At 74.7% G+C, this 13,075-nt stretch carries 14 protein-coding genes; 8 read left to right on the top strand and 6 right to left on the bottom strand.

What is annotated here, in order from left to right:
• Nucleotides 1–8: 8 nt before the first annotated feature.
• Nucleotides 9–1,232 (bottom strand): multidrug effflux MFS transporter, encoded by a 1,224-nt coding sequence (locus CLT75_RS14365; RefSeq protein ID WP_135241120.1) that lies wholly within the window; start codon nucleotides 1,230–1,232, stop codon nucleotides 9–11.
• A gap of 82 nt (nucleotides 1,233–1,314) precedes the next feature.
• Here CLT75_RS14365 and CLT75_RS14360 point away from each other — a divergent pair, with 82 nt between their 5' ends.
• Together CLT75_RS14360 and CLT75_RS14355 are read left to right on the top strand one after the other, a co-directional pair.
• Nucleotides 1,315–1,815, top strand: a complete 501-nt coding sequence (locus CLT75_RS14360) for a MarR family winged helix-turn-helix transcriptional regulator (RefSeq protein WP_135241119.1) — start codon at nucleotides 1,315–1,317, stop codon at nucleotides 1,813–1,815.
• Between the two features lie 7 nt (nucleotides 1,816–1,822).
• Entirely contained in the window at nucleotides 1,823–2,725 is a 903-nt protein-coding gene (locus CLT75_RS14355) for an aminoglycoside phosphotransferase family protein (RefSeq protein WP_135241118.1), read from the top strand.
• A gap of 13 nt (nucleotides 2,726–2,738) precedes the next feature.
• On the opposite strand, the gene CLT75_RS14350 is transcribed toward CLT75_RS14355, so the two are convergent.
• Entirely contained in the window at nucleotides 2,739–3,566 is an 828-nt protein-coding gene (locus CLT75_RS14350) for an MBL fold metallo-hydrolase (RefSeq protein WP_135241117.1), read from the bottom strand.
• On the bottom strand, nucleotides 3,563–3,967 hold the full coding sequence (locus CLT75_RS14345; RefSeq protein ID WP_013287380.1) for a thioesterase family protein: 405 nt from the start codon (nucleotides 3,965–3,967) through the stop codon (nucleotides 3,563–3,565). The genes CLT75_RS14350 and CLT75_RS14345 overlap by 4 nt, the downstream gene beginning before the upstream one ends.
• Before the next feature lie 115 nt (nucleotides 3,968–4,082).
• Here CLT75_RS14345 and CLT75_RS14340 point away from each other — a divergent pair, with 115 nt between their 5' ends.
• Entirely contained in the window at nucleotides 4,083–5,150 is a 1,068-nt protein-coding gene (locus tag CLT75_RS14340; protein ID WP_135241116.1) for a phosphatase PAP2 family protein, read from the top strand.
• A 90-nt stretch (nucleotides 5,151–5,240) separates the two neighbouring features.
• Here the strand turns inward: CLT75_RS14340 and CLT75_RS14335 are convergent, their stop codons facing one another.
• From CLT75_RS14335 to CLT75_RS14325, 3 genes are all read right to left on the bottom strand, one after another.
• A complete protein-coding gene (locus CLT75_RS14335; protein ID WP_135244013.1) occupies nucleotides 5,241–6,602 on the bottom strand; it encodes a PH domain-containing protein in 1,362 nt (453 codons plus the stop codon).
• 368 nt (nucleotides 6,603–6,970) lie between these two features.
• Entirely contained in the window at nucleotides 6,971–7,498 is a 528-nt protein-coding gene (locus tag CLT75_RS14330; RefSeq protein WP_135241115.1) for a PH domain-containing protein, read from the bottom strand.
• A 73-nt stretch (nucleotides 7,499–7,571) separates the two neighbouring features.
• A complete protein-coding gene (locus tag CLT75_RS14325; protein WP_120568985.1) occupies nucleotides 7,572–7,781 on the bottom strand; it encodes a hypothetical protein in 210 nt (69 codons plus the stop codon).
• A gap of 254 nt (nucleotides 7,782–8,035) precedes the next feature.
• Between CLT75_RS14325 and CLT75_RS14320 the strand changes: the two genes are divergently transcribed.
• From CLT75_RS14320 to fabI, 5 genes are all read left to right on the top strand, one after another.
• Entirely contained in the window at nucleotides 8,036–9,142 is a 1,107-nt protein-coding gene (locus CLT75_RS14320; RefSeq protein ID WP_135241114.1) for an AAA family ATPase, read from the top strand.
• Nucleotides 9,121–10,077: a DUF58 domain-containing protein gene (locus CLT75_RS14315; RefSeq protein WP_135241113.1), complete on the top strand. Its 957-nt coding sequence runs from the start codon at nucleotides 9,121–9,123 to the stop codon at nucleotides 10,075–10,077. Before CLT75_RS14320 ends, CLT75_RS14315 begins: the two co-directional genes overlap by 22 nt.
• Nucleotides 10,074–11,024, top strand: a complete 951-nt coding sequence (locus tag CLT75_RS14310; protein WP_013287373.1) for a VWA domain-containing protein — start codon at nucleotides 10,074–10,076, stop codon at nucleotides 11,022–11,024. Before CLT75_RS14315 ends, CLT75_RS14310 begins: the two co-directional genes overlap by 4 nt.
• A 555-nt stretch (nucleotides 11,025–11,579) precedes the next feature.
• Nucleotides 11,580–12,284, top strand: coding sequence for a beta-ketoacyl-ACP reductase (fabG, locus tag CLT75_RS14305; protein WP_135241112.1), 705 nt, complete (start codon nucleotides 11,580–11,582; stop codon nucleotides 12,282–12,284).
• Between the two features lie 23 nt (nucleotides 12,285–12,307).
• Complete coding sequence (fabI, locus tag CLT75_RS14300) at nucleotides 12,308–13,075, top strand: enoyl-ACP reductase FabI (protein WP_135241111.1); 768 nt, start codon at nucleotides 12,308–12,310, stop codon at nucleotides 13,073–13,075.

The raw sequence follows: 13,075 nt of genomic DNA, 5'->3' as shown, positions 1-13,075 counted from the left end.
CCCCGTGCTCAGGCGCGGGGACGGGCCAGCGTCACGACGGCGGTCAGCGACAGGAACGCGGCGCCGGCCAGCACCACCGCCATCGGCAGCGCGCTGCCCTCGCCGCCGAGCCCGACAAGCGGCGCGGCGAGCGCGCCCACCACCGACTGGATGCCGCCCATCAGCGCGGCGGCGGTGCCCGCGTGCCGGGCGTGCGCGTCCAGCGCCAGCGCGGTGCTGTTCGGCATCACCATGCCGAGCGAGCCGACGAAGGCGAACAGCGCCACCGCCGTCACGGCCAGGCTTCCGGCCAGCGCGCCGCTCAGCACACCGACCGCGGTGACCAGGCCGACCACCAGCGTGGTGACCAGCAGCCGGCGCGGCGCGAACCGGTCGAGCAGCCGGGCGTTCGCCTGCCCGACCGCCACCAGGGCGAGCGCGTTGACGCCGAAGATCACGCTGAACACGGCGGCGGAGACGCCGAAGACGTCCTGGAACACGAACGACGACCCGGAGATGTACGCGAACAGCCCGGCGAACGCGAAGCCCTGCGTCAGCGCGTACCCGAGGTAGACCCGGTCGGCGAGCAGCGACCGCATGGTCCGGACGGTGGCCCCCAGGCCGCCGGTGCTGCGGCGCTCGGGCGGCAGCGTCTCCGGCAGGCGCAGCGCGACGGCGACGGCGAGCACCGCCCCGATGACGGCGAGCGCCACGAAGACGGCCCGCCACGAGCCGAACCGCAGTACCAGGCTGCCCACGCCCGGCGCCGCCACCGGCGCCACGCCGAAGACCAGGGTGAGCCGGGAGAAGTACTTCGCGGCGTCCCGTCCCGAGTAGAGGTCGCGGACCACCGCGCGGGCGACCACCACGCCCATGCCGCCGGCGACGCCCTGGGCGAACCGCGCGGCGGCCAGCAGCGGGGCGTTCGGCGCCGCGGCGCACGCCAGCGCCAGCACGGTGTACGCGACCACGCCGACCAGCACCGGACGCCGGCGCCCCCAGCGGTCACTGAGTGGCCCGGTGACGAGCTGACCCAGGGCGAGACCGATCAGGCAGGTGGTCAGCGAGAGCTGGATGCCGGCCTGGTCGGCGCCGAGGTCGCGGGTCATGGCCGGGAACGCCGGCAGGTACATGTCCAGCGACAGCGGGCCGATCGCGGTGAGCGTGCCGAGCAGCACCAGCAGCGTCACGCCGCCGGTGGACGCGGTGCGGTCGGCGGCCGGGCGCGCGGCGGTCGGCGCGGCGTTGCTCACGAGTGGGTACCCCCTGGATCCGGTGCGTCCGGGTACCTTACATCTGTAGTCAGAACTATTGCGATGTGAGGCGGGTGACTCCGTGGCGACGAACGAGCAGGTCGCGCGCGTCGGAGCGGTGGTGGGGGAGCTGCACCGCCTCCTGCGCCGCCGGACCGGGGCGCGGGTCGGACGCGATCCGCTGCCCGAGGCGCAGGTGGAGTTGCTCCTGCTGGTCCGGGAGACGCCCGGGATCAGCGGCAAGGAGGTGGCCCGGCGTCTCTGCACCGCGCCCAACACGGTGAGCACGCTGGTCCGCGACCTCACCGACGCCGGGCTGCTGGCCCGTGACCGCGACCCCGATGACCGCCGCGTGCTGCGGCTGCGCGTGACCGAGGCCGCCCGGGCCCGGATGGCCGACTACGAGACCAACCGCGCCGCACTGCTCGACGAGGCGCTGGCCGAGCTGGAGCCGCCGGCACGGACGGCGATCCTGGCCGCCGCCCCGCACCTCGACGCGCTGCTCGGTGCCCTGCGGGGACATGCCCGCCCCGGGCCGGCCCCCGGAAACCCGGTGGCCGCGGCGCCGGCCCGCCCCGCATGATCACCGGATGGCCCTGCACCAGGACGAGATACCCGTGGACGAGCAGGTCGTCCGGGCGCTGCTGACCGCACAGCGCCCCGAGTGGGCCGCGCTGCCGCTGACCCCGGCCGGCGCCGGGACCGACAACACGATGTACCGGCTCGGCGCCGACCTGCTCGTCCGCCTGCCGCGCACCGCCGAGAAGGCCGGCGCCCTGCGCAAGGAACAGCGGTGGCTGCCCCGGCTCGCGCCGCTGCTGCCGTACCGGGTGCCGGAACCGGTGTACGCCGGCGTCCCGGCCGACGCCTTCCCGCTGCCGTGGTCGGTGCAGCGGTGGATACCCGGCGACGAGGTCCGGTCCGGCACGGTCGAGGACTGGACCGCCCTCGGCGCCGACCTGGCCGTGTTCGTCCGGCGCCTGCACGCGACCGACCTGCTCGGCGCGACCCGCGCGGGCCCGCTCAGCGGCTACCGCGGCGGCAGCCTCCGTCCCTGCGACACCTGGATCTCCGCGGCGCTCGACGACTGCCGGAACCTGATCGGCGACGAGGCGGACGTCGACACCCTGGTCCGGCTCTGGCGCGACGCCCTCACCCTGCCCGAACCCGCCGGGCCGCACGTCTGGCTGCACGGTGACCTCAAGCCCACCAACCTGCTGGTGCACGACGGCCGGCTGCGGGCGGTCATCGACTTCGGTGGCCTGACAGTCGGGCACCCCGACGCCGAACACGCGCCGACCTGGGACCTTCCGCCGCAGGCCCGGCACGCCTACCGGGAGGCGCTCGGCGTGGACGATGTGACCTGGGCGCGGGCCCGCGCCTGGGCGCTCGGCGTGGCGGCCAGTGGCGTCTCCTACTACTGGGACACGTTCCCGGCGTTCGTCGCCGAGTGCCGCAACCGCCTCCGGGAGATCCTGGCCGACGCCGGCTGAACCCGGCCGCCGGTCAGGCCGTGCCGTCCAGCTCCGCGTAGCCGCGGCGGGCAGCGATCAGGCCCGGCCGGGCGCCGAACGGCGACTCGGCCGCCACCCGCTCCGGCGGGGCGCTGCCGGTGTGCCCGGCGCGGATCAGCCACGCCTGCCGCGCGAGCTGCGCGTGCTGCTCGCGGACGAAGTCCGCGCCGACCGGCTCGCCGTGGCCGGGCACCACCACCGTCGTGGGCGTGGTCAGTCGCAGCAGGTCGGCCAGCGCGTCCGGCCACTTCAGGGGGTACGACTCCTCGAACGCCGGCGGTCCGCTCTGCTCCACCAGATCGCCCGCGACCAGCACGTCCGCGTCGGGTACGTGCACCACCAGGTCGGCGTCGGTGTGCCCGTGCCCGGGATGGCGCAGCACCACCCGCCGGCCGCCGACGTCGAGCACCGTCTCCTCGTGCACCTCGTGCGTCGGCGCCCGCAGCTCGGTTCGCGCCAGCTCCTCGGCCAGCGCCGGGTGCCCGGCACGCATCTCCTCGTACGCGGCGCGGCGCACCGCGTCGGACCGGTCCCGCAGCGCCGCCGCGGCCTGGGCCTGCGCGTAGATCGCGGTGTCCGGCCCGGCCAGCGTGGCGTTGCCGAAGCAGTGGTCGAAGTGGTGGTGCGTGTTCACGATCGTCCACGGGTACGGCGTCACCGCCCGCGCCGCCTCCGCCAGCTCCCGGGCCTGCCCGGCGGTGGAGAGCGTGTCCACCAGCAGCGCCGCGCCGTCACCCACCACCAGCACGACGTTCACCGCGAGCGTCGGCTCACGCAGCACGTGCACCCCGGCGGCGACCTCGGAGAACCCGGCGGTCATGACTGGCGCACGGCCCGCTCGACGAAGCGCTGCCGGTCGACGAGCACCCGCTCGACCCGGCCCTGCGCCGCCACGGTGGGCCCGTCGGTGACTGTCACGTCGAAGACGAGCCGCTTCCCGTCGACCTTCACCAGCTCGGCGTGGGCGGCCACGGTACGACCGACCGGCGTGGCCGCGCGGTGCTCCAGCTCCACCCGGACGCCGACAGTGGTCGACCCGGACGGCATCCGGGTCGCGGTGGCGGCCACCGTCGCCGCCTCGGCCAGCGCCAGCACCCGGGGTGTGCCGAGCACCGGCACGTCCCCCGAGCCGACCGCCTGCGCGGTGTCGGCGTCGGTCACGGTGAGCTCGACCCGGGCGGTCAGGCCCGGCGTGAAGGGCGACTCCGGCTGCTCCTGCATGCGGCCGAGCCTAGTGCAGCCGGCCCGCGGCCGTCCGGCGTCCGAGCCGCCACCGGTCCGGTCGTCACCGCCCGCCCGCATGCCCGCCGGTCGCCCGCCGTTAACCTTGTCCGCGATGGCCGAGCTGACACAATCTCCGACCCCCGCCCCCGACGCGACCACCGAATCGCCCGACGGTGGGCGCCGCCGTGTGATCGCGATGACCATCTGGGGCGTCGCCTTCGTCGTCGCCTGGCTCGCCATCGGCCTGCCCACCGACCCGGCGTACGCGTTCCTGTGGATCTGGGCCGGCACGATCGCGTGGAACTCGGCCCGCCCGTGGCGCAGCCACCTGCGGTTCGCCCGGGACTGGATCCCGGTCGTGCTGCTGCTGGCCGCGTACAACCTGTCCCGGGGGTTCGCCGACAACGGCGCCACCCCGCACGCGATGGAACTGATCGTCGCCGACCGCTTCCTCACCGGATGGCTCACCGGCGGCGAGGTGCCGACGATCTGGCTCCAGGAGCGCCTGTACGACGCGTCCGAGGTGCGCTGGTGGGACGTGCTGGTGAGCTGGATCTACTTCTCGCACTTCGTGGCGACGTTCGCCGCCGCCGCGGTGCTGTGGATGCGCAACCGGCGGCGCTGGATCGCGTACATGTCCCGCTGGGGCTTCCTGTGCGCGGCCGGCCTGGTCACCTACTTCGCCTACCCGGCCGCGCCGCCGTGGTGGGCGGCGCAGAACGGCCTGCTCACCGAGGTCGCGCGGATCTCCACCCGGGGGTGGAAGGAGATCGGCATGCACGGCGCGGGCAACCTGCTCAACGCCGGGCAGATCGCCTCCAACCCGGTGGCCGCGATGCCGTCGCTGCACACCGCGTTCGCGCTGTTCGTGGTGCTGTTCTTCATGCGGTCGGTGCGGAAGCGCTGGTGGCCGCTGATGCTGGCGTACCCGCTGGCCATGACGTTCACGCTGATGTACAGCGGCGAGCACTACCTGATCGACGTGCTGGTCGGCTGGGCGTACGTGGGCATGACGTTCCTGGTGGTCGGCCTGGCCGAGCGCTGGTGGGCGGCGCGGCAGGCCCGGCGGGCCGGTGAGCCCGCCGTCGCCGCAGGCGAGCCGTCCGCCGACGGCGCCGCCGCCGACCTCCCGGACGGCGCCGCCGCCGATCGGGACGCGGTGCCCGCCGAGCGCCGGTAGTCCCGCACCACCGCCGTCACGGGCGGCCGGGCCGTTGCCGCGCCGCCGTGGTTCGCCGCGCCGCCCGTCGTGGCGTCGCGGCCGCCGAGGTCAGCGGCCGCTGTCGGTACGGCGGGCGGCGCGCGACCGCTCGGTCAGCTCAGCCGCCAGCTCCCACGCGTCGGCCAGATCCCGGTCGACGGCCGCCGCCCCGGCCCCACCGGCGGTGTCCGCGTGCACGGTGGCCAGCCGCAGCAGCCGCTGCACCGGGCCCCGCGTGACCCGCACACTCTGGATCCGGGCGTACGGCACCAGCGTCAACCGGCGGGTCAGCAGCCCGGAGCGGGCCACGAAGACCCGCTCGTCGAGGCCGGCGCCGACCACCTTGCGGCTCAGCGGTCGCAGCCACCGTGCCCGCGACGGGGGTGGCGTGGCGGGCAGCGCGTCCAGCCGTACGCCGGGCAGCACCTCCGCCACGACCATTGCGCCGGTGCCCGCGTCGCCGACCGGCAGCAGCCGGTCCGGGCGGTTGCGGTCGTCCGGCTCACCGGCCGAGTAGCCGGCCACCTCCAGCCGCAGCCGCAGCCACCCCTTCATTCGCCACAGCAGCGGCCAGGTCGCCCGCACCGTCTGCACCCGGTGCAGCGGTACGGTCTGCATCCGCGTCTCCAGCAGCCCGTTGTGCACGCGCAGCGTGCCGTCGTCCCGGTCGAGCCGGAAGCTCCAGTCGTCGAGCACGCGGCGGATCGGTTGCAGCACCACACCGGCCATCGCGGTGAGCGTGCTCGCCACGGCGATGAACGACCACGAGCCCTCGGAGAGGAACTGGGCGCCGACGAACACCAGACCCAGCGGCAGCAGGAACGCCTGCGGCGTGAGCAACTGGCTGACCAGCAGGTCCTGGTTGCGGACGGCGTGCAGCCGGCGCCCCTCCGGCACCGGCGCGACCGGCGCGCCGGGCTCGGCCACCGCAACCGGCGCCGGGGCGGAGCGACCGGCGACAGCGAGCAGCCGCTGCCGCAGCGCGGTCGCCTCGGCCACGCTGAGGTATGCGAGCGGCGCCTCGGTCTTGCCCCCGCCGACCACCTCCAGCCGCAGCTCGGCCAGGCCGGTGAGCTGGGCCAGCAGCGGCCGGACCACCTCCACCGCCTGCAACCGCTCCAGCGGGATGGCCCGGGTACGCCGCCACAGCAGGCCCTCGTAGACCCGCAGCTCGCGGCCCACCAGGTGGTAGCCGGTGTTCCACCAGCTCACCACCGACAGCACGGTGGCGCCGAGCACGAAGACGGTGACCAGCACCGCGAACCAGCCGAACCCGACCCGCGACAGCGTCGACCAGGAGAGCCCGGCGATCACCACGACCAGCGACTTCGCGCCGTGCAGCGCCGGGCTGAGCGGATGCAGCCGCTGCCGGGGCTCCTCGCCGCCGGGCGGTCCGGCCGCCGGACCCCACGGTCCCGGGTACGGCGGCAGCGGCGCGGGCCACGGGCCGGGCGCCGCGTCGGGTCCGGCGGGTGGCCCGTAGCCGGGTGCCGCCGAGCCGGGCTGCCCGAAGCCGGGTGGCGGTGCGTACCCGTGCGGCGGCCCGTACCCGGTCGGAGGTCCGTAGGCGGGCGGCGGCCCGTAACCCGGCGCCGGCGGCCACGGATACCCGTTGGCCGGCTGCCCCGGCGCGGCGGGTGGCCCCTGATCAGACGACTGCCCGGGCCCGGGCGCCAGTCCCGGCGCGGGCTGCTGAGCCGGAGCCGGCGGCTGCGCCGCGTCGGCCGGCGCGGGCGGGCCGGGGGTCGGCTCCGGCCGGTCGTCGGGGGGCGGCGGGGCGCCGGAGTCGCTCCGTTCGCTCACAGGCCCTCCGCCCGGTCCTCGCCCAGCGCGGTCAGCCGGTCGCGCAGCCGGGACGCCTCGGCCGGGCGCAGGCCGGGCACCCGGGCGTCGCTCGCGGCGGCGGCCGTATGCAATTGCACGGTGGCGAGGTCGAACGCGCGCTCCAGCGGACCGGCGCTCACATCGACGAACTGCATCCGCGAGTACGGCACGATGGACAACCGCCGCACCAGCAGGCCGTGGCGCACGAGCAGATCGTCGTCGCGCTCGGCGTACCCCCAGGCGCGGACCGCGCGCACGATGGTGACGGACCGCCAGACGCCCAGCAGCAGCGCCACGCCGACGGCGGCGCCGAGCAGCCAGTGCCCGGACAGCGCCCAGGCAACGCCGAGCACCACGAGCGCCACCGCCAGCCCGATGCCGAGCCGGATCAGCTCCACCCAGATCAGGTCGCGGGAGATCGGCTGCCAGCGGACCGTGTCCGGCCAGGGCTCCAGCGCGCTGCGCGAGGCGGGCGGGAGGCCGGCGGGGCCGTCACCGCTCACCGGGAGGACCTGCGGTGCTCGCCGCCGGTACGGGCTCGGGTCATCTGCTCGCTCACGCTTCGAGCGTAGGCGATCAGGGAAGCGGGACCACCTCGCGGAGGAAGCCGCGTGCCTCGAGGAAGTCACCGAGTGAGCCGCGGTGCTCCGGGCAGGCCAGCCAGGTCTTGCGCCGGTCCGGCGCGTGCAGGCGGGGATTGTGCCAGCGGAGCTGGAAGGCGGCGGGCGCGCGACACCCCCGCGCCGAGCAGATCAGCGTCTCGTCCGGGGTGGTGGGAGTCGTCACCGGGGCGAGTCTAGAGGCCGCACGCCGGGAGTTTTAGCGCCGGGCGGCCACGGGGGGAGCCGCCCGGCGACGGGGTGAATCGTACACACTGCGGACCCCTTGTTGTCCACCCGTGTTCAGCGTTTCCCGCGCGGCGGGACGGTGTGGTGGGACGGCGCGGCGAAAATCGTGCCTCTCCCACCCTCGGCTCTCAGCGAGGCATGACAGTCTTGATACGCACCACGCCACGACGACGACCCTGCTGTGGAGGACCGGTGGCCCAGCCGACCACACCCGACGTGCCGAACCCGACCGAGGCGGCGCCGGACGCGCCGCCCCCGGCGGGCACCACCCCGGCCCAGGACGCCACGCTGCTGGAGCGGGCGCTGTTCGAGACCAAGCGGGTGATCGTCGGCCAGGATCGGATGGTCGAGCGGATGTTCGTCGCGCTGCTGGCCCGGGGGCACTGCCTGCTGGAGGGCGTGCCGGGTGTGGCCAAGACGCTCGCCGTGGAGACCCTGGCCCGGGTCGTCGGCGGCTCGTTCGCCCGGGTCCAGTTCACCCCCGACCTGGTGCCCGCCGACATCATGGGCACCCGGATCTACCGGCAGTCCAGCGAGAAGTTCGACGTCGAGCTGGGCCCGGTCTTCGTCAACTTCCTGCTCGCCGACGAGATCAACCGCGCGCCCGCCAAGGTGCAGTCGGCGCTGCTGGAGGTGATGAGCGAGCGGCAGGTCTCCATCGGCGGCGAGAGCCACCGGGTGCCGGACCCGTTCCTGGTCATGGCCACCCAGAACCCGATCGAGCAGGAGGGCGTCTACCCGCTGCCGGAGGCGCAGCGGGACCGGTTCCTCATGAAGATCGTCGTGGGATACCCGACGGACGCCGAGGAGCGCGAGATCGTCTACCGGATGGGCGTGGCCCCGCCCGAGCCGGCCCGGGTGTTCGACACCCCGGACCTGGTCGCCCTCCAGCACAAGGCCGACCAGGTGTTCGTGCACAACGCGCTCGTCGACTACGCGGTCCGGCTGGTGCTCGCCACGCGGGCGCCGGCCGAGCACGGCATGCCCGACGTCGCCCAGCTCATCCAGTACGGCGCCAGCCCGCGCGCCTCGCTCGGCCTGGTCCGGGCCACCCGCGCGCTGGCGCTGCTGCGCGGCCGGGACTACGCGCTGCCGCAGGACGTGCAGGACATCGCGCCGGACATCCTGCGCCACCGGCTGGTGCTCAGCTACGACGCGCTCGCCGACGACGTACCGGCCGACCACATCGTGCACCGGGTGATGTCGACCATCCCGCTGCCCGCCGTCGCGCCCCGCCAGCAGGCCACACCGCCGCCACCGGCCGTCCCGCACAACGGATGGCCCGGGCAGCGGCCGTGACCTCGCCCACCCCGCTGAGCGCCGCCGGCGACCGCTCCGGGGCCGTGCTGGCCCGGCTCCAGCTCATGGTCACCCGGAAGCTGGACGGGCTGCTCCAGGGCGACTACGCCGGGCTGCTGCCCGGACCGGGCAGCGAGGCGGGGGAGTCCCGGGAGTACCGGCCCGGCGACGACGTGCGCCGGATGGACTGGCCGGTCACCGCCCGCACCACCATGCCGCACGTCCGGCGTACGGTGGCCGACCGTGAACTGGAGACCTGGCTGGCTGTCGACATGTCGGCCAGCCTGGACTTCGGCACCGGGCGGTGGCTCAAGCGGGACGTGGCGGTGGCCGCGGTCGCCGCGCTGGCCCACCTGACCGTGCGGGGCGGCAACCGGATCGGCGCCGTCGTCGGCACCGGCGGGGCCGGTGGACCGGGGACGATGCTGCGGCTGCCCGCCCGCTCCGGCCGCAAGGAGGCCCAGGGGCTGCTGCGGGCGGTGGCGGGCGCCGAGATCCGGCCCGGCCGCAGCGACCTCGGCGCGCTCGTCGACATGCTCAACCGGCCGCCCCGGCGGCGCGGCGTCGCGGTGGTGATCTCCGACTTCCTCGCGCCGCCGCAGCAGTGGGGCCGGCCGCTGCGTAAGCTGCGGGTCCGCCACGACGTGCTCGCCGTCGAGGTGGTCGATCCGCGGGAACTGGAACTGCCCGACGTGGGGGTGCTGCCGGTGGTCGACCCGGAGAGCGGGGAACTGCACGAGGTGCAGACCGCCGACCCGGGCCTGCGCCGCCGGTACGCCGAGGCGGCGGCCGCCCAGCGCGGGGCGATCGCCGCCGAGCTGCGCGCCGCGGGCGCGGCCCACCTGCGTCTGCGTACCGACCGAGACTGGCTGCTGGACATGGTGCGTTTCGTCGCCGCGCAGCGGCACGCCCGCACCCGAGGGACGACTCGATGATCCGTTTTCTGCAACCGTGGTGGCTGCTCGCCGTGCTGCCGGTGCTCGCCCTCGCCGCCGCGTACGTCTGGCGGCAACTGCACCGCAGGCAGTACGCGCTGCGGTTCACCAACGTCGACCTGCTGCGTACCGTCGCGCCCAAGGGACTGGGCTGGCGGCGGCACGTCGCGGCGACCGCGTTCCTGCTCTGCCTGCTGGTGCTGGCGACCGGGCTGGCCCGCCCGGCGATCGACACCCGCGAGCCGCTGGAGCGGGCCACCGTGATGCTCGCCATCGACGTGTCGTTGTCGATGCAGGCCGACGACGTGTCGCCGAACCGCCTGGAGGCGGCGCAGGAGGCGGCGAAGCAGTTCGTCGGCGAGCTGCCGGAGAGCTACAACCTGGGGCTCGTCTCGTTCGCCAAGTCGGCGAACGTGCTGGTGCCGCCGACGAAGGACCGGGCCGCCGTCACCACCGCGATCGACGGGCTGGTGCTGGCCGAGGCGACCGCCACCGGCGAGGCGGTCTTCACCTGCCTGGAGGCGATCCGCTCGGTGCCGGCCGACGGCGCCGCCGGCATCCCGCCGGCCCGGATCGTGCTGCTGTCCGACGGCTACCGCACGTCGGGCCGCTCGGTCGAGGAGGCCGCCGCGGCGGCGCAGGCGGCGAACGTGCCGGTGTCCACCATCGCGTTCGGCACCGACTCGGGGCAGGTCGACATCGGCGGGCAGCTCCAGCGGGTGCCGGTGGACCGCACCGCGCTGTCCCAGCTCGCGGAGACCACGCAGGGCTTCTTCTACGAGGCCGCGTCGGCCAGCGAACTGAAGCAGGTCTACCAGGACATGGGCAGCTCGATCGGCTACCGGACCGAGCCGCGCGAGATCACCCAGTGGTACGCGGGGATCGCGTTGCTGCTGGCGCTGTGCGCGGGCGGGCTGAGTCTGCTCTGGACGTCCCGGCTGGTGTGAGCCGGAACCGGCCGGCGGTGGTCAGTGACCGCCGCCGGCCAGCACGAACAGGACGGCCACCCAGACGGCGGCGAGGGTGAAGCCCAGTGGGGCGACGTAACGGCTCATGGGTGTGCTCCGTGGCGACGGTCGGCCCGGTGCGGGCCGTGGGGGGTCGGGGCGTACGCGCACGAAGTCGTGACCGGGTGCTCCGCCGCGCGGCAGGCCACACCCGGCGTGCTTGCCGGGAAGCGGATGCGGTGCGGAGGGCGGGAAGCGGGTCAGCCGCGTCGACCGAGCCGTGGCTCAGCGGGGCTGACGATGGGCCCGGCCACGACTGGGAGGATCGCTATCTCGCACAGCGATCACCTCCTGTAGTCGGCGGGGCCCGGCGCGGGCACAGACCGGCCCGCAGACGCGATCATCGTACACCGGGGGTGTGGGTGTCGCGCGCGCGGCCGCCGGTCCCGCGGACCCCGGTTGGAGCGGCGCTGTGACCTGCGCGGGTTAGCGCTTACCTGTCGGTAACCCCTAGGCTCCGACCGACCGAGAGATCACTGGAGCAGAGGGGGATCCGTGGCCCGAACCGTGCTGGTGACCGGCGGGAACCGGGGGATCGGCCTGGCCATCGCGCAGGCGTTCGCCAAGCAGGGCGACCGGGTGGCCGTCACCTACCGCAGCGGCGAGGCCCCGGACGGCCTGTTCGGCGTGCGGTGTGACGTGACCGACGCCGAGTCGGTCGACGCCGCGTTCACCACGATCGAGGCCGAACTCGGCCCGGTGGAGGTGCTCGTCGCCAACGCCGGCATCACCGACGACACGCTGATCATGCGGATGTCCGAGGAGCAGTTCGCCCGCGTCCTCGACACCAACCTGACCGGCTCGTTCCGGGTCGCCAAGCGGGCCTCGACGAAGATGCTCCGCGGCCGCTGGGGGCGGATGATCTTCATCTCCTCGGTGGTCGGTCTCTCCGGCGGCGCGGGCCAGGTCAACTACGCGGCCAGCAAGGCCGGCCTGGTCGGCGTGGCCCGCTCGATCACCCGCGAGCTGGGCGCCCGCAACATCACCGCGAACGTGGTGGCACCCGGCTTCATCGACACCGACATGACCGCCGGCCTGCCCGAGGAGCGCAAGGCGGAGATCCGCAAGTCGATCCCGGCCGGGCGGATGGCCACCCCGGACGAGGTCGCCGGTGTCGTCACCTGGCTCGCCTCGGACGCGGCCGGATACGTCACCGGCGCCGTCATCCCGGTCGACGGCGGCCTCGGCATGGGTCACTGAGCAGAGCACGGAGGAGACACGCAATGTCCGGACTTCTCGCCGGTAAGCGGCTGCTTGTCACAGGCGTCATCACCGACGCGTCGATCGCCTTCTCGGTGGCGAAGCTCGCCCAGGAGAACGGCGCCCAGGTCGTGCTCACCGGCTACGGCCGGCTCTCCCTGGTGGAGCGGATCGCCAAGCGGCTGCCCGAGCCGGCGCCCGTGATCGAGCTGGACGTCACGAACGAGGAGCACCTGGCCGGGCTCGCCGACAAGGTGCGCGAGCACGTCGACGGCCTCGACGGCGTGGTGCACTCGATCGGGTTCGCCCCGCAGAGCTGCCTCGGCGGCGGCTTCCTCGACGCCCCCTGGGCGGACGTGGCCACCGCGCTCCAGGTCTCCACCTACTCGTACAAGTCCCTCGCGATGGCCGCGCTGCCGCTGATGTCCGCCGGTGGCGCCGTGGTGGGCCTCACGTTCGACGCCACCAAGGCGTGGCCGGTCTACGACTGGATGGGCGTGGCCAAGGCCGGGCTGGAGTCCGCCTCCCGCTACCTGGCGCTGCACCTGGGCAAGCAGGGCATCCGCAGCAACCTCGTCGCCGCCGGCCCGCTGCGCACCATCGCGGCCAAGTCCATCCCCGGCTTCGACCAGTTCGAGGACGCCTGGACCGAGCGGGCACCGCTGGGCTGGAGCCTCACCGACCAGGAGCCCGCCGCGCGGGCCTGCCTGGCGCTGCTGTCCGACTGGTTCCCGGCCACCACCGGCGAGATCGTCCACGTCGACGGCGGCTACCACGCCATCGGCGCCTGA

It is taken from the genome of Micromonospora sp. CNZ285 (assembly GCF_004637285.1).
The sequence above is the reverse complement of the archived record's forward strand: the minus strand, read 5'-3'. Positions and strand labels throughout refer to the sequence as shown.

Bases quoted from the DNA above. Each gene is read 5' to 3' on its own strand.
- CLT75_RS14355 (WP_135241118.1), top strand. From the start codon at position 1,823: ATGGCCCTGCACCAGGACGAGATACCCGTGGACGAGCAGGTCGTCCGG.
- CLT75_RS14350 (WP_135241117.1), bottom strand. From the start codon at position 3,566: ATGACCGCCGGGTTCTCCGAGGTCGCCGCCGGGGTGCACGTGCTGCGT.
- CLT75_RS14345 (WP_013287380.1), bottom strand. From the start codon at position 3,967: ATGCAGGAGCAGCCGGAGTCGCCCTTCACGCCGGGCCTGACCGCCCGG.
- CLT75_RS14340 (WP_135241116.1), top strand. From the start codon at position 4,083: ATGGCCGAGCTGACACAATCTCCGACCCCCGCCCCCGACGCGACCACC.
- CLT75_RS14315 (WP_135241113.1), top strand. From the start codon at position 9,121: ATGGCCCGGGCAGCGGCCGTGACCTCGCCCACCCCGCTGAGCGCCGCC.
- CLT75_RS14310 (WP_013287373.1), top strand. From the start codon at position 10,074: ATGATCCGTTTTCTGCAACCGTGGTGGCTGCTCGCCGTGCTGCCGGTG.
- fabI (WP_135241111.1), top strand. From the start codon at position 12,308: ATGTCCGGACTTCTCGCCGGTAAGCGGCTGCTTGTCACAGGCGTCATC.